Source organism: Paraburkholderia lebeckiae (genome assembly GCF_050436325.1).
GTDB lineage: Bacteria > Pseudomonadota > Gammaproteobacteria > Burkholderiales > Burkholderiaceae > Paraburkholderia > Paraburkholderia tuberum.
In genome coordinates this window covers 3,063,360-3,085,542 of sequence record NZ_JBNDLZ010000003.1, presented here as the reverse complement: position 1 = coordinate 3,085,542, position 22,183 = coordinate 3,063,360, and the positions used below count along the sequence as shown (strand labels likewise).

Annotated in this window: 21 protein-coding genes; 10 read left to right on the top strand and 11 right to left on the bottom strand. The window is 64.9% G+C overall.

Going from position 1 to position 22,183, the window contains the following annotated elements; genetic code table 11:
- Positions 1-84 precede the first annotated feature (84 nt).
- The 5 genes from mtgA to mpl form a co-directional block, all read right to left on the bottom strand.
- Complete coding sequence (gene mtgA, locus OKW44_RS32205) at positions 85-819, bottom strand: monofunctional biosynthetic peptidoglycan transglycosylase (protein ID WP_018421838.1); 735 nt, start codon at positions 817-819, stop codon at positions 85-87.
- 25 nt (positions 820-844) lie between these two features.
- Positions 845-1,708, bottom strand: a complete 864-nt coding sequence (gene aroE / locus OKW44_RS32200; RefSeq protein WP_018421839.1) for a shikimate dehydrogenase — start codon at positions 1,706-1,708, stop codon at positions 845-847.
- Positions 1,705-3,843 carry a ribonuclease catalytic domain-containing protein gene (locus OKW44_RS32195; protein WP_018421840.1) on the bottom strand — a complete coding sequence of 713 codons (2,139 nt, stop codon included), beginning with the start codon at positions 3,841-3,843 and terminating at the stop codon, positions 1,705-1,707. Before OKW44_RS32195 ends, aroE begins: the two co-directional genes overlap by 4 nt.
- Before the next feature lie 215 nt (positions 3,844-4,058).
- Positions 4,059-4,673 (bottom strand): YqiA/YcfP family alpha/beta fold hydrolase, encoded by a 615-nt coding sequence (locus tag OKW44_RS32190; RefSeq protein WP_018421841.1) that lies wholly within the window; start codon positions 4,671-4,673, stop codon positions 4,059-4,061.
- A complete protein-coding gene (gene mpl / locus OKW44_RS32185) occupies positions 4,670-6,064 on the bottom strand; it encodes a UDP-N-acetylmuramate:L-alanyl-gamma-D-glutamyl-meso-diaminopimelate ligase (RefSeq protein WP_018421842.1) in 1,395 nt (464 codons plus the stop codon). The genes OKW44_RS32190 and mpl overlap by 4 nt, the downstream gene beginning before the upstream one ends.
- A 189-nt stretch (positions 6,065-6,253) precedes the next feature.
- On the opposite strand from mpl, the gene OKW44_RS32180 reads away from it, so the two are divergent.
- The 10 genes from OKW44_RS32180 to OKW44_RS32135 all read left to right on the top strand — a co-directional run bounded on the left by OKW44_RS32180 (position 6,254) and on the right by OKW44_RS32135 (position 14,623).
- Positions 6,254-6,904: a hypothetical protein gene (locus OKW44_RS32180; RefSeq protein WP_018421843.1), complete on the top strand. Its 651-nt coding sequence runs from the start codon at positions 6,254-6,256 to the stop codon at positions 6,902-6,904.
- A gap of 19 nt (positions 6,905-6,923) precedes the next feature.
- The gene (locus tag OKW44_RS32175) at positions 6,924-7,484 is read left to right on the top strand and encodes a TlpA family protein disulfide reductase (RefSeq protein ID WP_026226043.1); all 561 of its coding nucleotides are present in this window, start codon (positions 6,924-6,926) and stop codon (positions 7,482-7,484) included.
- A gap of 207 nt (positions 7,485-7,691) precedes the next feature.
- Complete coding sequence (aroQ, locus tag OKW44_RS32170) at positions 7,692-8,147, top strand: type II 3-dehydroquinate dehydratase (protein ID WP_018421845.1); 456 nt, start codon at positions 7,692-7,694, stop codon at positions 8,145-8,147.
- Positions 8,148-8,225: 78 nt separating this feature from the next.
- Positions 8,226-8,699 (top strand): acetyl-CoA carboxylase biotin carboxyl carrier protein, encoded by a 474-nt coding sequence (gene accB, locus OKW44_RS32165; protein WP_018421846.1) that lies wholly within the window; start codon positions 8,226-8,228, stop codon positions 8,697-8,699.
- 116 nt (positions 8,700-8,815) lie between these two features.
- Positions 8,816-10,180 carry an acetyl-CoA carboxylase biotin carboxylase subunit gene (accC, locus tag OKW44_RS32160; RefSeq protein WP_018421847.1) on the top strand — a complete coding sequence of 455 codons (1,365 nt, stop codon included), beginning with the start codon at positions 8,816-8,818 and terminating at the stop codon, positions 10,178-10,180.
- 3 nt (positions 10,181-10,183) lie between these two features.
- Positions 10,184-11,086 (top strand): 50S ribosomal protein L11 methyltransferase, encoded by a 903-nt coding sequence (gene prmA / locus OKW44_RS32155; RefSeq protein WP_018421848.1) that lies wholly within the window; start codon positions 10,184-10,186, stop codon positions 11,084-11,086.
- Between the two features lie 47 nt (positions 11,087-11,133).
- Positions 11,134-12,516: a zinc-ribbon and DUF3426 domain-containing protein gene (locus tag OKW44_RS32150; RefSeq protein ID WP_018421849.1), complete on the top strand. Its 1,383-nt coding sequence runs from the start codon at positions 11,134-11,136 to the stop codon at positions 12,514-12,516.
- Positions 12,517-12,588: 72 nt separating this feature from the next.
- Positions 12,589-13,089: a thiol peroxidase gene (gene tpx / locus OKW44_RS32145; protein ID WP_018421850.1), complete on the top strand. Its 501-nt coding sequence runs from the start codon at positions 12,589-12,591 to the stop codon at positions 13,087-13,089.
- Between the two features lie 93 nt (positions 13,090-13,182).
- The gene (locus OKW44_RS32140; protein ID WP_018421851.1) at positions 13,183-14,121 is read left to right on the top strand and encodes a carbohydrate kinase family protein; all 939 of its coding nucleotides are present in this window, start codon (positions 13,183-13,185) and stop codon (positions 14,119-14,121) included.
- Between the two features lie 25 nt (positions 14,122-14,146).
- On the top strand, positions 14,147-14,623 hold the full coding sequence (locus OKW44_RS32135) for an outer membrane lipoprotein (protein WP_018421852.1): 477 nt from the start codon (positions 14,147-14,149) through the stop codon (positions 14,621-14,623).
- Positions 14,624-14,847: 224 nt separating this feature from the next.
- On the opposite strand, the gene OKW44_RS32130 is transcribed toward OKW44_RS32135, so the two are convergent.
- The 6 genes from OKW44_RS32130 to OKW44_RS32105 form a co-directional block, all read right to left on the bottom strand.
- Entirely contained in the window at positions 14,848-15,477 is a 630-nt protein-coding gene (locus tag OKW44_RS32130; RefSeq protein ID WP_018421853.1) for a histone H1-like DNA-binding protein, read from the bottom strand.
- A 29-nt stretch (positions 15,478-15,506) separates the two neighbouring features.
- Positions 15,507-15,824: a hypothetical protein gene (locus OKW44_RS32125; RefSeq protein ID WP_084754174.1), complete on the bottom strand. Its 318-nt coding sequence runs from the start codon at positions 15,822-15,824 to the stop codon at positions 15,507-15,509.
- 87 nt (positions 15,825-15,911) lie between these two features.
- Positions 15,912-17,147 carry a ribonucleotide-diphosphate reductase subunit beta gene (locus tag OKW44_RS32120; protein WP_018421854.1) on the bottom strand — a complete coding sequence of 412 codons (1,236 nt, stop codon included), beginning with the start codon at positions 17,145-17,147 and terminating at the stop codon, positions 15,912-15,914.
- 571 nt (positions 17,148-17,718) lie between these two features.
- Positions 17,719-20,739, bottom strand: a complete 3,021-nt coding sequence (locus OKW44_RS32115; protein WP_018421855.1) for a ribonucleoside-diphosphate reductase subunit alpha — start codon at positions 20,737-20,739, stop codon at positions 17,719-17,721.
- 533 nt (positions 20,740-21,272) lie between these two features.
- Positions 21,273-21,869 carry a 1,6-anhydro-N-acetylmuramyl-L-alanine amidase AmpD gene (gene ampD / locus OKW44_RS32110; RefSeq protein WP_018421857.1) on the bottom strand — a complete coding sequence of 199 codons (597 nt, stop codon included), beginning with the start codon at positions 21,867-21,869 and terminating at the stop codon, positions 21,273-21,275.
- On the bottom strand, positions 21,866-22,177 hold the full coding sequence (locus OKW44_RS32105) for a PP0621 family protein (protein ID WP_018421858.1): 312 nt from the start codon (positions 22,175-22,177) through the stop codon (positions 21,866-21,868). The genes ampD and OKW44_RS32105 overlap by 4 nt, the downstream gene beginning before the upstream one ends.
- Positions 22,178-22,183 lie beyond the last annotated feature (6 nt).

Genomic DNA, 22,183 nt, shown 5'->3' with positions numbered 1-22,183 from the left:
GAACTGTCGCGGTCGCGGTCTGTTGACGCAAAAAAGCCCGCGCGAGGCGGGCTTCGAAGCAGGACAACGGGATCGAGGGCTCTTTCAATCCGGCAATTCAGCCGCGCCCATCCGCCGCGCAATCACGCGCGCGCGTTGCGTGAGATACGCCGAATTCCTGTGTTCATCGAAATACCTGGGGCGCGGCAGCATCACCGCGAGCCGCGCGGACTGCGCGGCCGTGAGCTTGCTCGCCGAGGTCTTGAAGTAGTATTGCGCGGCCGCCTCGGCGCCGTACACGCCGTTGCCCCATTCGACCGAGTTCAGATAGATCTCGAAGATGCGCTGCTTGTCCATCAGCGTTTCGAGCATCCACGTGATGATCAGCTCCTGGCCCTTGCGGATATAGCTTTTCTCGCGCGACAGAAACAGGTTGCGCGCAAGCTGCTGCGAGATCGTCGAGCCGCCGCGCACGATCCGGCCTTGCGCCTTGTTGCGCTCCCACGCCTGCAGGATCGCGTCGGTTTCGTAGCCTTTGTTGTTGACGAAGTTCGCGTCTTCGGACGCGATGATCGCGCGCTTCAGGTTGCGCGAAATCTGATCGTACGGCACCCATGTTCGCTGCACCGACAGATCCGGCCGGTCCTGCGACAGACGCCATGCATCCGAGCGCATGAACGCGGTCGAGCGCGGATTGACGACGTTCCAGATTGCGATCTGCGCGAAGTAGTACGCCTGCGTCGCGAGCCAGGCGATGGCCACGACCGCGGTCAACCAGGCGAGCCAGCGCAGCGGGCCGGGCTGACCGCGCGAACCGCTGGCGCGCCGCGTCGCTGTCATGGTGCGTGCTATCCGCGCGCCGACATTACGCGGGCGACGGCGCCGTCAGCAGCGCGCGCAATTCGGCGAGCACCGGCGCACTGTCCGGACGCACGCCGCGCCACACATAGAACGATTCGGCTGCCTGCTCGACCAGCATGCCGAGTCCGTCGGCGCCGCGCGCGCCGAGCTTCGCCGCGTGCTGCATGAAGATGGTCGGATGCGCGCCGTACATCATGTCGTAGGCGAGCGCGCCGTTGCCGAATGCGCGATCGTCGCACTCGGGCAGCGATGCATCGAGGCTGCCCGCAGTCGCGTTGACGATCACGTCGTACTGGCCCGCTTCGATTGCGCGGGCGCTGCCGCCGGTCAGACGGCAGTGCGCGTCGCTGGCAGCCTGCGCGAACTGATTGACCAGCGCTTCGGCCTTCTGCGCCGTGCGATTGACGATCGTCAGCGTATGCGGTGCGCGCTCGAGCATCGGCAGCACGACACCGCGCGCGGCCCCGCCCGCGCCGAGCAGCAGGATGCGCGCGCCCTTCAGCGACACGCCGAGATTCACCTCGATGTCGCGCACGAGCCCGACGCCATCAGTGTTGTCGCCGTAGATGCCGTCGGCGTCGACCCGCAGCGTGTTCACCGCGCCGGCTGCCGCCGCGCGCGGCGACAGCGTGTTCGCGATTGCATGCGCGTCGAGCTTGAACGGCACCGTCACGTTCAGGCCGCGTCCGCCCGCTTCGATGAACGCGCGCACGTGCGCCACGAACGCATCGACCGGCGCGAGTAGATGACCGTACTCGACCGGCTCGCCGGTTTGCGCGGCGAAGCGGCCGTGGATGAACGGCGACTTGCTATGCCCGACCGGGTTGCCGATGACCGCGTAGCGGTCGCGCGTCGGGTTGCCGCTCATCGTCCCGGCTCCGTGATGTGCTGGTCCTTGTCGGTAGTGTTCGGGGCATCGCTGCGGTCGCCGGTCGCCGCGGATTCGTCGGCGCTGGGGTTGTCGTTGGGATTGCCGCCGTCGGCTTCGGCTTCGGCTTCGGCCTCCGCTTCGCTTGCGGCGCTGTCGTCCGATGCGTCGAGCAGCTCTTCGTCGCCCTCGTCCTCGCCTTCTTCGGCTTCGGCGCCGCTCGTCACGGTCGGCGCATCGAGCACGTGCAACAGACGCACCGACGCTTCGATCGTCAGTTCATCGATCGACATGACTTCCATCTGCAAACGCGTGCCGCGCGCATGCACGCCGAGGCCCGGCACGTGTAGCAGCAACGGAATTTCCTCGAGACGCACGAGATCGCCCTTCACGACCGATGCGACCACCTGCTTGCGGTTTTCCTGGGTGAGCCAGCGCAGACACCAGAAGTACTCCATGCGGCGCTGATAGTCGGCGTACGCGGTGTAGGTGTCGTCGAAGCCTTGCACGACTGCGAACAGATCGGCGTCCTTCGGCTTGAACGGCGCGGCGAGCTTGGCGGTCACGCCATGCTGCACGCACGCGATCAGCTGCCACTGGTTCACGAGGTCGACGTAGCGGCGCAGCGGCGACGTGCTCCACGCGTACTGCGTGACGCCGAGACCTTCGTGCGGCGCGGCGTTGGTCTGCATGCGCGTGCGCTTCGGGCCGCTCGGCGCGCCGAACGCGCGCTGCGTGCGATAGATGCCCGGCACGCCGTGATCGTGCAGGAACCCGCCCCACGACGAGTTCGCGAGAATCGCCAGCTCGGCGACGATCGTGTCGAGCGGCGAGCCGCGCCGGCGCGGCGTAATCGTGATGTGCTCGCCGTCGACGTAGAAATTGAAGTCGGTATTGCGCTGCACTTCGCGGCGCAGGCCGTAGCCGGCGCGCGCGGCCTGGCGCTTTTCGAACAGCGCTTGCGCGAACGGCCACAGCACGGCGATATCGTCCTTGTGCGGATACTCGCCGGTGCCCTCGGCGAGCGCCTCCTCGGTGACGATTTCGTCGAGCGTGTTGTGGCGCAGATTGTTCTTCACGAACACGCGCTCGGCTCGCGTTTCGCTCGCGACGATCTCCTGCGTCTCGCGATTGACGATCACGTACAGCGACAGCGCCGGCCGATACCCACCCTCGGCAAGCGTGAAGGTGTCGACGACGCTGTCGGGCAGCATCGTGATCTTGTCGCCGGGCATGTAGACCGTCGACAAACGCGCGCGCGCAATCGCATCGACGTCGTCGCCACGCTGAATGCCGAGCGCCGGCGCGGCGATGTGCACGCCGATGCGCACACGGCCGTCGGCCAGATGCTCGACCGAGAACGCGTCGTCGATTTCGGTCGTGGTGATGTCGTCGATCGAGAACGCTTCGATGTCCGCCTGCGGCAGATCGTCGGGCACGTTCGCGGCCGCGACGGACGGGAAGCCGGTGCCGTGCGGGAAGAATTCGGACAGGAACTTCGCTTCGTGCAGCGCGCGAGGCGATGCGATCGCGCCGCATTCGAGCATCAGCCGCGCCTGCGAGATGCCGCGCGCGGCCGCGGCGCCTTCGAGCGCCTTGTACTCGATCGTGTTCTTGTCGGGCTTCGTCAAGAGCGCGAGCCCCTTGCCGCCCGCGAACGCTTCCGGCAGACGGCCTGCCTTCAGCTCTTCCTCGTACTGCGCCTGCACGAGCGCCTGCTGACGCTTGCGCTCGAGGCCCGCGAGCGCCATCTTCAGTTGCTCCTGCGGCGCGCGCTGGTACATGCCGCGGCCCTTGCGGCGGAAGTACACCGGCGAGCCGTGCATGCGCAGCACCAGCGCCGCGCGCTCGATTGCGCCAAAGCTCGCGCCGAAGTACTCGGCGCCCAGCGTCGCGAACGGGAATTCATCGTCCGGCGCGCATTCCCACAGGAAGTCCAGATCGATCTCTTGCGCCAACGCGTCGGCCTGCTGCATCAGTTCGGCCGCGGTGGGCTTCTCGAACTCGATCAGCACATCCTTCGCGCGCACCTTCGCGCGCCGTCCGCCCGGCAACTCGACCTGAAACGCGTCGCCCTGGCGCGACAGCACGCTGCCGGCCTTGAAACTGCCCGATTCCTCGAAGAAAACGTTCACTCAATACTCTCGTTCTGACTTGCGTCTGCCGTCGCGCCCGACGCCCTGTGGCGATCGATCACTGCATGCGCGGCACGGCAACCTGTTCGTGATAGTGAATCCGCGGCGCGCACTGCGCGTGCCAGCGGGTTGAATCTTGCGACCAGCGGTGGCGGTCGGTGTGTCTTTCGAATTGACGTCCTGGCAAGGTTCAGTGCCGCCGCCCTTGCGTGCCGTCAGGCCGCCGCGCGCGGCGCCGGCGGCTCGACATGTTCGGCGTCACAAAAGGCCAGCACGTCGTCGAGATACTGCGCGAACTCGCTGATCGCATGGTCGCTGCCCTCGATCAGCGTGGTGCGCGTGCCCGGATAGTGCGCGAGCATTTCGCGGTAGTCGAGCACTTCGTCGCCGGTGGCTGCCATCAAATAATAGCGTTCGGGCCGCGTGATCGACGCCACGCCGAGCGCGCGCAACTCATCCAGATGATGCCGCTCGACGACGATGCTGCCGCCACCGTGCCACAACGGCTGCTCGCCGAGATACGCGCTCAGGTCGCGCTGCGGCACGACCGCCGGGTTCAGCAGCACGGCCGGCCAGCCGTGCTTCTCGGCCAGATGGGTAGCGAAGTAGCCGCCGAGTGAACTGCCGATCACGGTCACCTGCCGCGCATCGCCCTTCGCGCATGCGTCGGCGACCAGCGATTCGGCGAGCGCCACGGTTTCGAACGGCGAAACCGGCAGCATCGGGCAGCACCACTCGTCGGCGCGGCCCAGCTCGGCGAGACGCGCCGCGAGCAGGCGCGCCTTGAACGAATTCGGCGACGAACGGAAACCGTGCAGATACAGAATCACGACGCGCCTCGCGTCGAAAGACCGTCGAGCAGCTTCTGATGCACGCCGCCGAAGCCGCCGTTGCTCATCACCAGAATCTGGTCGCCGGGGCGCGCCGCGTGGACCACCGCTTTCACGAGCGCCTCGAGGTTGTCGAACGCCTGCGCCTTGCCGTCGAGCGGCGCGAGCGCTTCGCCGAGGTTCCAGCCGAGCGCGTCGCGCCCGCTCGGCGCGCCGTAGCCGAACACGAGGTCGGCGTCGGCGAGGCTCGCCGGCAGTTGCGCCTTCATCACGCCGAGCTTCATCGTGTTCGAGCGCGGTTCCAGCACCGCAAGGATTCGCGTGTTGTCGCGGCCGACCCGCGCGCGCAGGCCGGCCACCGTCGTCTCGATCGCGGTGGGGTGATGCGCGAAGTCGTCGTACACGGTCACACCGTCGACGCTGCCACGCACTTCCATGCGGCGCTTCACGTTGCGAAAGCCGGACAGCGACTTCGCGGCCTGCGCGGGCGGCACGCCGACATGGCGCGCGGCGGCGATCGCGGCGAGCGCGTTCATGCGGTTATGCTCGCCCTGCACGTGCCAGTCGACCACGCCGACGCGCTCGCCGTTGTGATAGACGGCGAAGCGTTCGTCGACGGGCACGCCCTGCTCCGCCGCCTGGATCTCCCAGCCGCCCTGGACGCCGAAGCGCTCGACCTCGCTCCAGCAGCCGCGCGTCAGCACGCGCTCGAGCGCGTCCTCGCGACCGTTCGTGACGACGCGGCCCAAGCGCGGCACCGTGCGGATCAGATGATGGAACTGCGTTTCGATCGCGGCAAGATCAGGGAAGATGTCGGCGTGATCGAATTCGAGATTGTTTAGCACCGCCGTTTTCGGGCGGTAATGGACGAACTTCGAGCGTTTGTCGAAGAATGCGGTGTCGTATTCGTCGGCTTCGATCACGAAGAAGCTCGAATCGGTGAGCCGCGCCGACACGCCGAAATTCAGCGGCACACCGCCGATCAGGAAGCCGGGGTTCAGGCCCGCGTCTTCGAGCAGCCAGGTCAGCATCGAGCTCGTGGTGGTCTTGCCGTGCGTGCCGGCCACGGCCAGCACCCATTTGCCGTTCAGCACGTGCTCGCCGAGCCACTGCGGACCGGACACGTATGGCAGGCCGCGGTCCAGAATCGCTTCCATCAGCGGGTTGCCGCGCGTGACCACGTTGCCGATCACGAATAGATCCGCGTTCAGGCCGTTCAGTTGGTCCGCGTCATAACCCTCGATCAGACCGATGCCTTGCGCCTCGAGCTGCGAGCTCATCGGCGGATAGACGCCGGCGTCGCAGCCGGTCACCGTGTGGCCCGCATTGCGCGCGAGCACCGCGAGTCCGCCCATGAAGGTGCCGCAGATGCCGAGGATGTGGATGTGCATAAGCCTGTCGTGCCGCGGGGGCGTTTCTTGCGAGGGATGAGAGAGCCACAGGACGGTCGGAACGACCGTCTGTAAAGGACGCCTATTGTAACCGACGCGACGCGCGCTGCCCCCTGCCAGCCACGCCCGGCGCCGCCTCGTGCGGGCCGCCGAACCGCGTCGCCAGGCCCGATCGAGTATCATGCAAGCATGGTCCGCAAATCACATTTCGATCCGCAGCGCGTGCGCGAGGAAATCGCGATCGCGGCTGCACGCCTGATTGCCGAAGACGGTCTGGACTACGCCAGCGCGAAGCGCAAGGCGGCCCGGCAGGTCGTCGGCGAAACCCGTGTTGCAGGCGAATGGCTGCCGGATAACGATCAGATCGAAGAAGAAATCCGCGAATATCAGTCGCTGTTCCAGGGCGACAGCCAGCCGGCGCTGCTGCGGCGGCTGCGTGTGATCGCGGTCGACTGGATGGCGCGGCTCGCGCCGTTCAATCCGTATCTAACGGGCGCGGTGCTTGGCGGCACGGCCGGAGAGCATTCGGATGTGCATCTGCAAGTGTTTTGCGACAACCCGAAGGAAGTCGCGATCTACATGCTCAATGCGAACATCCAGTACGACGTGTCGGAAACGCGCCATTTCGCGGGCCGTGGCTACGTTGAAACGCTGAGCTTTCTGTGGCGCCCCGCCAACGAGCGCAACGCCGAGCCGGTCGGCATCCACGTCGCGCTGTACGAAACCGACGACCTGCGTGGCGCGGTACGCGCCGACGCGCGCGGCCGCACGGCGCGGGCCAATTTGCCGGCGGTGCAGGCGCTGCTCGACGGCGACGAAGTGCCGTCCTTCACCAATTGATCAGACAGACCGGAGCACGATGAACACGAGACGTATGCTGGCGGGCGCGGTCGTCGCGCTGATTGCCGCGGGCGGCGGCGTGGTGGCCAATCACTGGCTCAATCGCGATACCGACGTCACGTACGCGGCGCAGGCCGGCTCACAGCCCGACGCCCATGCGAGTCCCGTGCAGCAACTGTGGACCGCGCCGGTCACGAACGTCGACGGCAAGCCGCAGTCGCTGAGCCTGCTCAGGGGCCACCCGATCGTCGTTAACTTCTGGGCGTCGTGGTGCGCTCCGTGCGTCGAGGAAATGCCGGCGCTGTCGCAGATCCAGCGCGAGTACGCGAAGAAAGGCATCCAGTTCGTCGGCCTCGGCGTCGACTCGGAAAAGAACATCCAGTCCTTCCTGCAGAAGGTCAAGGTCGCGTACCCCATCTACGTGACCGGCTTCGGCGGCGCCGACCTCGCGCGCGCGTTCGGCAACAATGCGGGCGGTTTGCCGTTTACCGTCGTGATCGACGCAAAAGGCAACATCCGCTCGACAAAATTGGGCCAGATCGACCCGACAGCGCTGCGCCAGACGCTCGACGCGCTGTAAATCTCCCATTTCCCACGCTGCGCTTTTTGGCATGCGATTCCGTGCAGAACGAGCAAAAATGCGCGGATAATCCCCGAATTTGAGTGAAGTTGGACCCAACGCTGCGCCGCGGCCCGCGCCGGCCGTCGCCGCGTACGCGCGCGAAACTAGACAAGTTTCTCTAATCAGCGCTAAAGTGCGCGCAATTCCACGGAAAAAGAAGCGACCATGACGCGACTGCTGGTACTGCACGGGCCCAACCTCAATCTTCTCGGCACCCGGGAACCCGAGGTCTACGGTCGCGTGACCCTGCCGCAGATCGATCAGGCGCTCGCGGACCGCGCAGCCGACACAGGCGTCGAGCTCGCGTCATTCCAGAGCAATCACGAAGGCGCGCTGGTCGACCGCATTCAGGCCGCCCGCACCGAGAACACCGATTTCATCCTGATCAATCCCGCCGCGTACACGCACACGAGCGTGGCCATTCGCGACGCACTGGCGGGGGTCGGCATCCCGTTCGTCGAGATTCATCTGTCGAACGTGCATCGCCGCGAACCGTTCCGGCATCACTCGTATTTCTCCGACCAGGCTGAGGGCGTCATCTGCGGCCTCGGCTGGAAGGGCTATCTGTACGCGCTCGAATTCGCGCTCGACCGGCTCGCGGCCGGGTCGTCGCGCGGCTGAATCCAAACACGTCCAATTTGAGCCGGCTACTGCGACTTTGCACACGCCGGCACACTACGCATTGAAAGGGGCAACCTGATGGATCTACGTAAACTCAAAACTCTGATCGACCTCGTCTCGGAGTCCGGTATTTCCGAACTCGAAGTGACCGAGGGCGAAGGCAAGGTCCGCATCGTCAAGAATGCGCCGCCTGTTTACGTCCAGCCGTCCGCCTCATACGCCGCGCCGCAATTCGCACAGCCGGCACCGTTCGGCGCTGTCGAAGCACCGGCAGCCCCCGCGGGCGCTCCGGCCACGCCGGCCGCCGCAGCACCGCAGGGTCACGTTGTCACCTCGCCAATGGTTGGCACGTTCTACCGCGCGCCGTCGCCGGGCGCCGATCCGTTCGTGCAGGTCGGCGACACAGTCAAGGAAGGCCAGACCATCTGCATCATCGAAGCGATGAAGCTGCTCAACGAGATCGAGTCGGACAAGTCCGGCGTGGTCAAGGAAATCCTCGTCGAAAACGGCCAGGCGGTCGAGTACGGCCAACCGCTTTTCGTGGTCGGCTAACGCGGCACGCGCTATCCGCCGCCCGCGCGCCGCTCATCCCCAGGCGCGCGACCGATCCTCTGCGGCAGCCGGCGTCGTGACCGACCCGGCGCCCATTGATGAGTCGAAAACCCGCTATGTTTGAAAAAATCCTCATTGCCAATCGTGGCGAGATCGCGCTTCGAATCCAGCGCGCCTGCCGCGAGCTCGGCGTCAAGACGGTCGTCGTCTATTCGGAAGCCGACAAGGAAGCCAAGTACGTGAAGCTCGCCGACGAGGCGGTCTGCATCGGCCCGGCACCGTCGAATCTGAGCTATCTGAACATGCCCGCGCTGATCAGCGCGGCCGAAGTCACCGACGCCGAAGCGATCCACCCCGGCTACGGCTTCCTGTCGGAGAACGCCGACTTCGCCGAGCGCGTCGAGCAGTCCGGCTTTACCTTCATCGGCCCGCGTCCGGAAACGATCCGCATGATGGGTGACAAGGTCACGGCCAAGCAGACCATGATCAAGGCCGGCGTGCCTTGCGTGCCGGGTTCGGAAGGCGCGTTGCCGGACGATCCGAAAGAAATCGTGAAGATCGCCCGCCAGGTCGGCTATCCGGTCATCATCAAGGCGGCGGGCGGCGGCGGTGGCCGTGGCATGCGCGTAGTCCACACGGAAGCGGCGCTCGTGAACGCGGTCAACATGACCCGCGAGGAAGCCGGCCGCGCGTTCGGCAACCCGCAGGTCTACATGGAGAAATTCCTCGAGAACCCGCGGCACATCGAAATCCAGGTGCTGGCCGACTCGTTCAAGAACGCCGTGTGGCTCGGCGAGCGGGACTGCTCGATGCAGCGCCGTCACCAGAAGGTGATCGAGGAAGCGCCGGCGCCGGGCATCGCGCGTCGTCTGATCGACCGCATCGGCGATCGTTGCGCGGACGCGTGCAAGAAGATGGGCTATCTCGGCGCGGGCACCTTCGAGTTCCTGTATGAAAACGGCGAGTTCTACTTCATCGAGATGAACACGCGCGTGCAGGTCGAGCATCCGGTGACCGAACTGATCACCGGTGTCGACATCGTGCAGGAACAGATCCGCATCGCGGCCGGCGAGAAGCTCACGTTCCGTCAGCGCGACATCCAGTTCCGCGGCCATGCGATCGAATGCCGGATCAACGCCGAAGATCCGTTCAAGTTCACGCCGTCACCGGGACGCCTGACCTCGTGGCATATGCCGGGCGGTCCCGGCATCCGCGTCGATTCGCACGCCTACAATGGTTATTTCGTGCCGCCGAACTACGATTCGATGATCGGCAAGCTGATCGCTTACGGCGCCACGCGCGAACAGGCGATCATGCGGATGCGCATCGCGCTGTCGGAAATGGTGGTCGAAGGTATTCAGACCAACATCCCGCTGCACCGTGAGCTGATGCTCGATGCGAAGTTCGTCGAAGGCGGCACCAGCATCCACTACCTCGAAAACCGGCTGGCCGCGCGTCAGCAGGTCGCGGAAGAAGCGTAAGTCATGAGCTATCGGGAACTGGTTGCCGAACTGGCGCGCGAGCACGCGGAGGAGTTGTCCGACGCGCTGCTCGAGCTGGGCGCGCTGTCGGTGTCGGTCGAAGACGCCGACGCCGACACGCCCGACGAGCAGCCGCTGTTCGGCGAGCCCGGTCTCACGCCGGATCGCACGGCATGGCAGCATTCGCGTGTGATCGCGCTGCTCGCGCCGGAACACGATCCGGCCGTGCTGCTAACCGCCGCGGCCAACGAGATCGGACTCGATGCCGCGCCGGCATATACCGTGCACGAGGTCGAGGAGCAGGACTGGGTGCGGCTCACGCAGTCGCAGTTCGATCCGATCCAGATCGGCGAGCGCATCTGGGTCGTGCCGTCGTGGCACGATGCGCCGGACCCCGACGCGCTCGTGCTCGAACTCGATCCGGGCCTCGCCTTCGGCACCGGCAGCCACCCCACCACGCGTCTGTGCATGGAGTGGATCGAGCAGTCGATCAAGCCCGGCCAGTCCGTGCTCGACTACGGCTGCGGCTCGGGCATCCTCGCGATTCTCGCGAAGAAGTGCGGCGCCGATCCGGTGATCGGCATCGATATCGATCCGCAGGCGGTCGAATCGGCGCATCACAATAGCGAACGCAATCACGCCGAAGTCACCTATGGCCTGCCCGACGCCTGTCCGGCCGGCGAATTCGACGTCGTGGTCGCGAACATCCTCTCCAATCCGCTCAAGCTGATGGCGTCGATGCTGTCGTCGAAGGTGAAGCCGGGTGGCCACATCGCGCTGTCGGGCATTCTCGCCCGCCAGGCCGAGGAGGTCGCGCAGGTCTACGCGCGCTGGATCGATATCAGCGTGTGGCGCGAATATGAAGGTTGGGTGTGCCTCGCCGGAACGCGCCGCGAAAGCCATTAGAATAAGGCGTATTGTCAACCTAACGGCCTTAGGCTCAACGGCTCGATATGCACCTGGCGACGCGCTGCCCCTTCTGCGAAACTGTCTTCCGTCTGCAACCGGCGCAGCTTGCGCAGCGCCGCGGCCTCGTGCGGTGCGGGCATTGCCAGGAAGTCTTCGACGCGTCGAGCAGTCTGTTCGACGTCTCCGAAGGCGGCGATTTTTCCACGGCCAAACCGGTTGCCGCCGCGGCGGCAATCGAAGCGCTGTCGGGTGTGCGGCAACCCAACCCGGACTTCAGCGGCGACGCGTGGGACCCATGGGCGCCGGCTTCGGAACAAGACTCCACCAGCGTTTCCCGCAGCACGCTCGATAGCCGTTTGCGCGACCGCGCAAGCAGCGTGCCGCTCGCGCCGCTGCCGCCTGGCGGCAACGAGCACGCACCCGTCACATCGGGCACTCCTCGCCAGGCGACCGAACCGGAATTGCGCGCCGGCGCTTTCACGGCACCGCTACCCGCGGACGATGAGCCGACGCTGGCCGACGCGCCGCTCGAACCCTTCGCCTATCCTGCCGACAACGCGGTCGATGAACCGCCTGTCGTGCCGCGCACCGCGCCTGCTCCACCGCCGCGAGTCGAAGACGAAGCGCCGCGCGTCTGGCACAAGATCGAACGCCCCGAGCCGTCCACGCTCGATGAACCGGCGCTGCGCGAACCTGCAAGTCTGCATGGCATGCCCGACAACGAGCCGCGCTTCGGCCCGGTCGGTGGGGGCGTGGCCGGCTTCGGCGCCGCCGCAGGCATGGGTGCCGCAGGTGCCTCGGGCGCCGGCGGTCCCGGCGGCCCGCGCCCGCCGGGCGGTCCGTCGGCCGCCCCATCGAACGGCGAGCCGTTCTCGGTCAATCCTCCCGTCGGCGATGGCGACGATCCGTTCCCGGTCGTGCGCGAAACCCGCCCAGTGGACGCCGGACGCGTCGGCTGGATCGTCGCCGGTGTGGTGCTTGCCGCGCTGCTCGTCATTGCGCTGCTCGCGCAACTCGCGTGGTGGCAACGCGAGACCGTGATGGTCAACCTGCCGCGCTCGCAGATCCTGTACGCGCAGGCCTGCGCGCATCTCGGCTGTCAGCTGACGCCGCCGCACGACCTCGAAGGCCTGCTGGTCGAGCCCTCCGATCTGCGGCAGATCGACGGCCCGCACAAGCTCGAGCTTAAGATGCCGCTGCACAACCGCCTGAACATCGCGCTCGCCTACCCCGCGATCGAACTCACGCTGCTCGACGATCAGAACAACGTCGCCGTGCGGCGCGTGCTGTGGCCGCAGGATTACGTGCCGCCCGGCACCGTGATCGCGTCCGGCCTGCCCGCGCACGCGACGCAGACGATGATCGTGCACCTCGACACCGGCACCGCGATCGCCTCCAATTTCCGCGTACAGATTTTTTATCCGTAACGCACCCTCGCGCGCCCGCTCCCGAGCGGGCGCATCATTGTCATCACTGACGCCCTTTTCGGAGCACAACACATGAGTCAAGTCACGCTGGGTGGCAACCCGATCGAAGTAAGCGGCACGTTCCCGTCGGTCGGCCAGCAGGCCGCCGCATTCTCGCTGATCGGCCGAGACCTGAAGCCGCTGACGCTCGCCGACTTCGCCGGCAAGCGCAAGGTGCTCAACATCGTCCCGAGTCTCGACACGCCGACTTGCGCGACGTCGACGCGCAAGTTCAACGAAGCCGCCGCGAAGCTCAGCAACACGGCCGTCATCGTCGTGTCGGGCGACCTGCCGTTCGCGGCGTCGCGCTTCTGCACGACCGAGGGCATCGAGAACGTGGTGACCGCGTCGACGTTCCGCGGCCATGAGTTCGCGCAAGCGTACGGCGTCGACGTGACGAGCGGTCCGCTGGCAGGCCTGACCGCGCGCGCGGTCGTCGTGCTCGACGAAAACGACAAGGTCGTGCACGCCGAGCTGGTCGGCGAGATCAAGAACGAGCCCAACTACGACGCAGCGCTCGCCGCGCTGAAGTAAGCCCTCTCGCGCGCGAACGACGGCGCCGCGCCTCGCGCTGCGCCGTCGGCGCGGCGCGTCTCTTCCCAACGCTTTCATACAGGAACGCTCGCCTTGGCTACGCTCATCTGCGGCTCGCTCGCGTACGACAACATCATGACCTTCGAAGGCCGCTTTCGGGAGCACATCCTGCCGGAGCAGGTCCACATCCTGAACATAAGCTTTCTCGTGCCGACCATGCGTCGCGAGTTCGGCGGCTGCGCGGGCAACATCGCCTATGCGCTGAATCTGCTCGGCGGCGACGCGCGCATCATGGGCGCGATCGGCGCCGTCGACGCGCAGCTCTATCTGGACCGGCTCGCGCAGCTCGGCCTGTCGACGGAAAACGTGCTCGTCGTGCCCGACACCTACTCGGCTCAGGCGATGATCACGACCGACCTCGAGAACAACCAGATCACCGCTTTCCATCCGGGCGCGATGATGCAGTCGCATCAGAACCGCGCCGACGAAGTGGAGGGCCTGACGCTCGGCATCGTCGCGCCGGACGGCTATGACGGCATGGTCCAGCACTCCGAACAGCTTGCCGCCGCAGGCGTGCCGTTCATCTTCGATCCGGGCCAGGGCTTGCCGCTGTTCGACGGCGAGACGCTGCGGCGCATCATTGAACTTGCTACCTATGTAGCGGTCAACGACTACGAAGCCGCGCTGGTGAGCAACAAGACCGGCTGGTCGATCGAACAGATCGCCGGCAAGGTCGACGCGCTGATCATCACGCTCGGCGAGAAGGGTGCGCAGATCCATCACGGCGGCGGTATCGAAGAGATTCCGGCGGTCACGGCCAGGCAGGTGCTCGATCCCACCGGCTGCGGCGACGCGTTTCGCGGCGGCTTGCTCTACGGTATCGAGAAGGGTCTCGGCTGGGCCAAGACCGGCCGTCTCGCCAGCCTGATGGGCGCACTGAAGATCGAGCATCAAGGCCCGCAAAACTACGCGCCCAGCCGGGCGGAAATCAACGAGCGGTTCAAGCAGGCCTTCGGATACGACCTGCACTGATATCGCGTGCTATGGGAGTTTGGGAATGAGAACATCGAGTCGCCTGATCGTCGTCACCTTGATCGCCGGTTCGCTGTCCATGTCGGGGTGTGCGGTCAACAGCAGCTCTCCCGACGTTTTCACCGCCTCGCAGGCGCAGCGTGAACAGACGGTTCGCATGGCCACGGTGGAGAGCGTGCGCGCGGTGCGGATCAGCACGAACGACGGTCAGCCGATCGGCATCGGCGCACTCGGTGGCGCGGCGCTCGGCGCGCTCGCCGGCAGCACGATCGGCGGCGGACGTGGCTCGGTCGCGACGGGTATCGTCGGCGGCATCGGCGGTGCGGTCGCCGGCAATGCAATCGAAAACCGCGTCGCCATGCGCGACGGTATCGAAATCACCGTGCGCCTCGACAACGGCGACATACGCGCCGTCACCCAAACTGCTACCGGCGAAATCTTCCGCGCGGGCGATCGCGTGAGGCTGCTGTCGAGCGGCGGCGTGACGCGCATCACACACTAAGCGCACCTCCCGCGCGGCGGCGCGTAGTTCAGCGCCGCGACGACGACTTCACACGCATGGGTCCTCACGGGTCCATGCGTGTTTTTTCTTTTCGGGACAACGGGCAAAAAAAACCCGCCACCGGCACACCGGTAACGGGTCATTGACCGGGTGGTGCTCGCAAGACATCGAGCACGACCCGGTCATTCGACACATCGTACGATGTGTCGACCTAATGCTACTGCTTACGGACGGCTGCCCGTCGGGAACGGCCATGCCGCTGCCGGGTTCAGCGCGGTCTTCACCGTCGCCGCCGGTGCGCTCGAGACAGCAGGCGCAGCGGGAGCAGGCGCGGCCTTCTTGGCGACAGCCTTCTTCGCAGGGGCAGCCTTCTTCGCAGGCGCAGCGGCCTTCTTCGCGGCAGCCTTCTTGGCAGGTGCAGCTTTCTTGGCTGCAGCCTTTTTGGCAGGCGCCGCCTTCTTGGCAGCGGCCTTCTTCGCCGCGACCTTCTTCGCCGGTGCTGCCTTCTTCGCTGCGGCCTTCTTCGCCGGTGCGGCCTTCTTCGCTGCGACCTTCTTCGCTGCGACCTTCTTCGCTGCGACCTTCTTCACCGCGGCTTTCTTCGCCGGTGCTGCCTTCTTCGCTGCGACCTTCTTGGCTGCAACCTTCTTCGCCGCGACCTTCTTCACTGCGGCTTTCTTCGCCGGTGCGGCCTTCTTCGCCGCGACCTTCTTCGCTGCAACCTTCTTCGCTGCAACCTTCTTCGCGGCGACCTTCTTGGCCGGAGCAGCCTTCTTAGCCGGAGCAGCAGCCTTCTTGGCTGCGGTCTTCTTTGCTGCGGGCTTCTTGGCCGCGGCTTTCTTTGCAGTTGCCATCATTTTCTCCTTCAGGTTTTCAGATGAGGTCAGTTCAAACTACACCCTTCGTCAAAACCCGCTTCCCGCGGACGCTTCTCAGGGCGCGCGCTACGAAGCGGGCTATTCATCGGCGTACGCAGATGCGGCGCGCTTACGCTAATGAATGCGGTAAGGCGCGCCGTGCCCGAAGGCACCGCGCGCCAAATCTGGTCGGCGTCGCAAGGCGACGCCGGCAATTGCTTGATCGGGCCGCCGGCGACGACGCCAGCGGCTTTTTCCGGGGGGAAGTTTGCCCATCCCACTGAAGGGTCCGCAAAGTGCCTGTCATGTTTGTGGGCCGTCAAGGCACCGGGCACGCTTTGCATCAGGCCGTTCTGCTCCTAACCCGGGGCGCCGCGGCCACAGGCGGCGGCGTCCCCATCAATGAATACATCCGCGATACGAATCCCGGCTTACTCCCAGGAAAGCGCACCGCCAGTCTGATATTCGATCACTCGCGTCTCGAAGAAATTGCGTTCCTTCTTCAGATCGATCATCTCGCTCATCCACGGGAACGGGTTTTCCTCGTTCGGGTAGAGCGGATCGAGACCGATCTGCTGGCAACGGCGGTTGCAGATGAAGCGCAGATAGCTCTTGAACATCGACGCGTTGAGGCCGAGCACGCCACGCGGCATCGTATCTTCGGCGTAGCGGTATTCGAGCTCGACCGCCTGCTGGAAGATCGCGCGAATTTCGGCGCGGAACTCAGCTGTCCACAGGTGCGGGTTTTCCAGTTTGATCTGGTTGATCAGATCGATGCCGAAGTTGCAGTGCATCGACTCGTCGCGCAGGATGTACTGGTACTGTTCCGCCGCGCCGGTCATCTTGTTCTGGCGGCCGAGCGCCAGGATTTGCGTAAAGCCGACGTAGAAGAACAGGCCTTCCATCACACAGGCGAACACGATCAGCGAGCGCAGCAGCGTCTGGTCTGCTTCGAGCGTACCGGTCTTGAAGGCCGGGTCGGTTAGCACGTGGATGTACGGAATCAGGAATTCGTCTTTCGCGCGGATCGACGGAACCTCGTGATACGCGTTGAAGATTTCGCCCTCGTCGAGACCGAGCGACTCGACGATGTACTGGTAAGCGTGCGTGTGGATCGCCTCTTCGAACGCCTGGCGCAGCAGGAACTGGCGGCATTCGGGCGCCGTGATGTGGCGGTAGGTGCCCAGCACGATGTTGTTGGCGGCGAGGGAATCTGCCGTCACGAAGAAGCCGAGGTTGCGCTTGACGACGCGGCGCTCGTCTTCGGTCAGCCCGTTCGGGTCTTTCCACAGGGCGATGTCGCGCGACATGTTCACTTCCTGCGGCATCCAGTGGTTGGCGCAACCCGCCAGATACTTTTCCCAGGCCCACTTGTACTTGAACGGCACCAGCTGATTGACGTCGGTCTGGCCGTTGATGATGCGCTTGTCGGCAACATTGACGCGCGCTTCGGAAGCGGCCGCCGCGTTGCCAGCCGCATTGCCAACATGAGCGACGGGAGCGACAGCGATGTCGTTCGCGAAGACTTCTTGAGCGAAGGGAGCATGCGAAGCGGAACGCGTTCCGATTTGCGAACCCACAGCCGACCCCGCAGCGTTGCGCAACACGTTCGGTTGCGTCGCGCTCGAGGGAGTTACGGCAGTGATCTCGTCATCCCAGTTGAGCATAAATGTCACCATCAATTTAGAACGGTTTGTACCATCTTTTCACGAGCGATAAAAGAGCTCACTCGCGAAAATTCCTGTTTTCGATTCGCGTTGCTACGTTCATACAACACTTTGTTCGACATGATGCGTGTGACCCATCCAGTGACGCATCGAGTGACACGCGATGAACGCGTGTTGAACATGTGTTGCCGAGGTCCTTCGCGAACTCGAAGAGCAACGTTTCGACACGACGTTTCGTTGCTCTATCTATATGTATTGCGCAGTGCGTTCACGGCATCCGCCGACTGATCAATGGACTGATCGATGGATTGATCGATGCCGCACGAGCCGCGCTGAGCATGTTGCGTCAGCGTTGGCGGTCGAGCTGCGATGCCGTGTCGAGCGATCGTCTGGTGTCGCCAACGGCTGGGTTGCTTCACTGCATCGACGAGCGGTGAGACTCCGATACTGCTCACCGCTCGTCGATTTGCTTTCTACTTCATCGACGGGGCGCGTCGCTCACCGCCTGCGGATCACCATCTACGACCCTCGCGTGCAGTTAGCAAGCATCGCTCCCGCTGCTTGCCAATCTTTACTGGCAAGCCTCGCACTCGTCGAAGCCAGGATCGCCCGGACGCATCATGCAGACCGGACCATCTGCTTCGGGTGCCGCCTCGACGGCGACAGCGGCAGTCGCTGCAACCGCCGCCGCTGCCTGGAAGCCACCGCTCACGCCAGCCGCGCCACCGCCCACGCCGAAGCCGCCTGCCGCGCCGCCTGCACCACCCGAGCCGTCATGACCCGAGCTCACCGCGTTCAGCGCGCCGTGCGCGACCGTCGACTTCTCGACGTGCGTCGCCGCCATCGTGCGCAGGTAGTAGGTCGTCTTCAGACCGCGCAGCCATGCGAGCTTGTAGATCTCGTCGAGCTTCTTGCCCGATGCGCCCGCCATGTAGATGTTCAGCGACTGCGCCTGGTCGATCCACTTCTGACGCCGCGAGGCCGACTCGACGAGCCACACCGGATCGACTTCGAACGCGGTCGCGTAGATCGCGCGCAGGTCGGCCGGGATGCGGTCGATGCGCGACAGCGTGCCGTCGAAGTACTTCAGGTCGGCGACCATCACTTCGTCCCACAGGCCGCGCGCCTTCAGGTCGCGCACCAGGTAGTCGTTGACCACCGTGAACTCGCCCGACAGGTTCGACTTCACGTACAGGTTCTGATAGGTCGGCTCGATGCACGCCGACACGCCGATGATGTTCGAGATCGTCGCGGTCGGCGCGATCGCCACGCAGTTCGAGTTGCGCATGCCGTAGGTCGAGATGCGCGAGCGCAGCGCGGGCCAGTCCATCGACTCGCTCGAATCGACCTCGACATAACCGCCGCGCGCTTCGGCGAGCAGCGCCACCGAATCCTGCGGGAGGATGCCGCGATCCCACAGCGAACCGCGGTAGCTCGAGTAGCGGCCGCGCTCTTCGGCGAGTTCCGTCGACGCGTAGTACGCGTAGTAGCAAACCGCTTCCATCGAGCGATCGGCGAATTCGACCGCTTCCTGCGACGCGTACGGCGTGCGCAGCACGTGCAGGCAGTCCTGGAAGCCCATGATGCCGAGACCGACCGGACGGTGCTTCAGGTTCGAGTTACGCGCCTTGGCGACCGCGTAGTAGTTGATGTCGATCACGTTGTCGAGCATGCGCATCGCGACGCTGATCGTGCGCTTCAGCTTGTCGTGGTCGAGCGCGAGCGTGCCGTCGGCCTGTTCCTTCAGGTGCGCGACGAGGTTCACCGAGCCGAGGTTACAGACGGCGATTTCGGCGTCGCTCGTGTTCAGCGTGATTTCCGTGCACAGGTTCGACGAGTGGACGACGCCGACGTGCTGCTGCGGCGAGCGCACGTTGCACGGATCCTTGAACGTGATCCATGGATGGCCGGTTTCGAACAACATGCCCAGCATCTTGCGCCACAGTTGCGCCGCCGGGATCTTCTTGAACAGCTTGATCTCGCCGCGCGCGACCTTGCCTTCGTAAGCCGTGTAAGCCGCTTCGAACTCGGCGCCGAACTTGTCGTGCAGGTCCGGGCAGGTGGACGGCGAGAACAGCGTCCAGTCGCCGCCTTCCATCACGCGCTTCATGAACAGGTCGGGAATCCAGTTCGCGGTGTTCATGTCGTGCGTGCGACGACGGTCGTCGCCGGTGTTCTTGCGCAGCTCGAGGAATTCCTCGATGTCGAGGTGCCACGATTCGAGGTACGCGCACACCGCGCCCTTGCGCTTGCCGCCCTGGTTCACGGCGACCGCCGTGTCGTTGACGACCTTCAGGAAGGGCACCACGCCCTGCGACTTGCCGTTGGTGCCCTTGATGTGCGAGCCGAGCGCGCGCACACGCGTCCAGTCGTTGCCGAGGCCGCCGGCGAACTTCGACAGCAGCGCGTTTTCCTTCAGCGCTTCGTAGATGCCGTCGAGGTCGTCGTCGACCGTGGTCAGGTAGCAAGACGACAGCTGCGAGCGGCGCGTGCCGGAGTTGAACAGCGTCGGCGTCGAACTCATGAAGTCGAAACTCGACAGCACGTTGTAGAACTCGAACGCGCGCGCTTCGCGGTCGATCTCGTTCAGCGACAGACCCATCGCGACACGCATAAAGAATGCCTGGGGCATTTCGATACGCACGTTGTCGTGATGCAGGAAGTAGCGGTCGTACAGCGTCTGCAGACCGAGGTAGCCGAACTGCAGGTCGCGGCTCGCGTCGAGCGCGGCCCCGAGGCGCTTCAGGTCGAACTGCAGCAGCTTGTCGTCGAGCAGCTCGGCTTGCACGCCGCGCTTGATGAACTGCGGGAAGTACTCGGCGTAGCGCTCGCCCATCTCGGCTTGCGTGACTTCGTCTTCGAGAATCTCGCGGCGGATCGTATGCAGGAGGATGCGCGCGGTGACCTGGCTGTAGGCCGGGTCCTTTTCGATCATCGTACGGGCAGCGAGGATCGCCGAGTCGTACACCTGGCTCATCGGCACGCCGTCGTACAGGTTCTTCACCGTTTCAGCGACGATCGGCTCGGCGCTAACGGCGTCGCCGAGGTTCGCGCACGCGGACTCGATGATGCCGCGCAGCGCAGCCATGTCCAGCGGACGCGTGATGCCGTTGTCGGTCACGTTCAGGCCCGGGGTGCTGGCGCCTTCCGCTGTCTGACCTTCATGAGCGTCATGCGCGCGCGCCTGGTTGCGCTTCTCGCGATACAGCACGTAAGCACGCGCGACGTTGTGTTCGCCGCCACGCATCAGCGCGAGTTCGACCTGATCCTGAATGTCTTCGATATGGAACGTGCCGCCATTCGGACGGCTGCGCACCAGCGCGCGCACCACGTTCTGCGTGAGTTGCTCGACCAGTTCGCGCACCCGTGCCGACGCCGCGCCCTGACCACCGTTGACGGCGAGAAACGCCTTTGTCACGGCGATCGCGATTTTCGACGGCTCGAACGACACCACGCTGCCGTTGCGGCGGATCACCTTGTAGTCGGCGTAATTCGCTTGCGGCGCGAGCGCCTGCGCGCCTTGGGTCTGGCCGAAGGCCTGGCCAGTCGGTGAGCCCTCGTAACGGGTCGTCACGTTGTCGGTGGTTTGCATGTGCAAAGCTCCTGGTCTTGGAAATATTGCGGCGAGTGCCGCGGATTAAATCGAACGCCGCGCCGCCGCGTGCGCGTGCGATGAGGTGCAGGAAGGCCGGCTACGCCGGTTGGCGGGATGCAACTGCGAGGAAGCCTGGTTCGATTTGATGACGGTCTTCATCGGGTCGGTCGCGATCACTGGCTGGTCCTTTCCGAATGCTTCTGGATGCGGCCGGAGATCCCCTACCGGCTGCGCCCCCAGGAATTTTTTCGCTGTCTGGAATGCTTGCGATGCCATGCTCGGGGAGCGGGACGCCGCAGACTTATCCACTCCTATTCACTCGGTTATGCACATGGTTATTCACAGCACAACACAAGATATAGTGCGAAACTCAGTTGTCGGCACCAAGTATAGTGGAGTTTCGAGAGAGGTCAAAAGGTTTTATTTGCGCTCGCAGTCTTGACTTTTGCTTCACGCGGCGCGCAGAAGCTCCCCGGAGAAGCAGGCTGCGCCTCGTTCTCGGTGGATCACGCAAGATCGTGCGAAGAGGGTTACCGCGTTTCGGAAAACTTGAGATAGGGGAAATACCGACCGTCGAGCAACGTGTCGCGCTGCAGTCGCGGCCACTCGAAATACGGACCGGGATCGGTCTTGCGACCGGGTGCGATGTCGGAGTGGCCGGCAAGCGCGTCGATCGGATAGCGTGCCTTCAGTGCTCTGACGAGCGCGGCGAGCGTGCGGTATTGCGCCGCTTCGAAGGCGGCGGTGTCGCTGCCTTCGAGCTCGATGCCGATCGAGAAATCATTGCAGCGCTCGCGGCCGAAAAAATTCGACGGCCCCGCGTGCCACGCGCGCTCGTTGCAAGAAACGAACTGCTCGAGTGCGCCATCGCGATGAATCACGAAATGCGCGGACACGCGCACGCCGCGCAGATGCGTGTCGTAGTACGGGTGAGTGTTGCAGTCGAGCGCGTTCTGGAACAGCTCGGCAATCGCGGTGCCGCCGAACTCGTTCGGCGGCAGGCTGATGTTGTGAACGACGATCAGCGTCGGCAGCGCGCCTTGCGGCCGCGCTTCGAAGTTTGGCGAGGGGAGCTTGCGTGCGGCAGGAACCCAACCGTCGGCATCGACGGTGTACGCGCCGCTCATCGGGCGTCGCGGCCGCTCGGACGCGCGCCGTGGCGCTGCGCGTGCGCGGCGCAGCAGAACGCCTGCCCCGCGACGCTGACCGAGTCGCTCTGCGGTGCGTGCACGCCGCACTCGACGCAGCGGATCATCGGCTCGGCAAGCTGCGGCTGTTGCCCATTCGAAGAACGCGCGCCGCCATTCGCAGTGCCGGCAGCGTTGGCGCCGCCGGCACCGGTGCGTTGCGCGGATTGCGCGTCGTGGCCGCGCAGCGCCTTCACGAGCCATTGACCGACGATGAACAGCAGAATCAGCAAAAAGATTTGTCGCATGGGGAC

Bases quoted from the DNA above. Each gene is read 5' to 3' on its own strand.
- mtgA (WP_018421838.1), bottom strand. From the start codon at position 819: ATGACAGCGACGCGGCGCGCCAGCGGTTCGCGCGGTCAGCCCGGCCCG.
- aroE (WP_018421839.1), bottom strand. From the start codon at position 1,708: ATGAGCGGCAACCCGACGCGCGACCGCTACGCGGTCATCGGCAACCCG.
- mpl (WP_018421842.1), bottom strand. From the start codon at position 6,064: ATGCACATCCACATCCTCGGCATCTGCGGCACCTTCATGGGCGGACTC.
- OKW44_RS32180 (WP_018421843.1), top strand. From the start codon at position 6,254: ATGGTCCGCAAATCACATTTCGATCCGCAGCGCGTGCGCGAGGAAATC.
- OKW44_RS32175 (WP_026226043.1), top strand. From the start codon at position 6,924: ATGAACACGAGACGTATGCTGGCGGGCGCGGTCGTCGCGCTGATTGCC.
- aroQ (WP_018421845.1), top strand. From the start codon at position 7,692: ATGACGCGACTGCTGGTACTGCACGGGCCCAACCTCAATCTTCTCGGC.
- accB (WP_018421846.1), top strand. From the start codon at position 8,226: ATGGATCTACGTAAACTCAAAACTCTGATCGACCTCGTCTCGGAGTCC.
- accC (WP_018421847.1), top strand. From the start codon at position 8,816: ATGTTTGAAAAAATCCTCATTGCCAATCGTGGCGAGATCGCGCTTCGA.
- prmA (WP_018421848.1), top strand. From the start codon at position 10,184: ATGAGCTATCGGGAACTGGTTGCCGAACTGGCGCGCGAGCACGCGGAG.
- OKW44_RS32150 (WP_018421849.1), top strand. From the start codon at position 11,134: ATGCACCTGGCGACGCGCTGCCCCTTCTGCGAAACTGTCTTCCGTCTG.
- tpx (WP_018421850.1), top strand. From the start codon at position 12,589: ATGAGTCAAGTCACGCTGGGTGGCAACCCGATCGAAGTAAGCGGCACG.
- OKW44_RS32135 (WP_018421852.1), top strand. From the start codon at position 14,147: ATGAGAACATCGAGTCGCCTGATCGTCGTCACCTTGATCGCCGGTTCG.
- OKW44_RS32130 (WP_018421853.1), bottom strand. From the start codon at position 15,477: ATGGCAACTGCAAAGAAAGCCGCGGCCAAGAAGCCCGCAGCAAAGAAG.
- OKW44_RS32125 (WP_084754174.1), bottom strand. From the start codon at position 15,824: ATGCAAAGCGTGCCCGGTGCCTTGACGGCCCACAAACATGACAGGCAC.
- OKW44_RS32120 (WP_018421854.1), bottom strand. From the start codon at position 17,147: ATGCTCAACTGGGATGACGAGATCACTGCCGTAACTCCCTCGAGCGCG.
- OKW44_RS32115 (WP_018421855.1), bottom strand. From the start codon at position 20,739: ATGCAAACCACCGACAACGTGACGACCCGTTACGAGGGCTCACCGACT.
- ampD (WP_018421857.1), bottom strand. From the start codon at position 21,869: ATGAGCGGCGCGTACACCGTCGATGCCGACGGTTGGGTTCCTGCCGCA.
- OKW44_RS32105 (WP_018421858.1), bottom strand. From the start codon at position 22,177: ATGCGACAAATCTTTTTGCTGATTCTGCTGTTCATCGTCGGTCAATGG.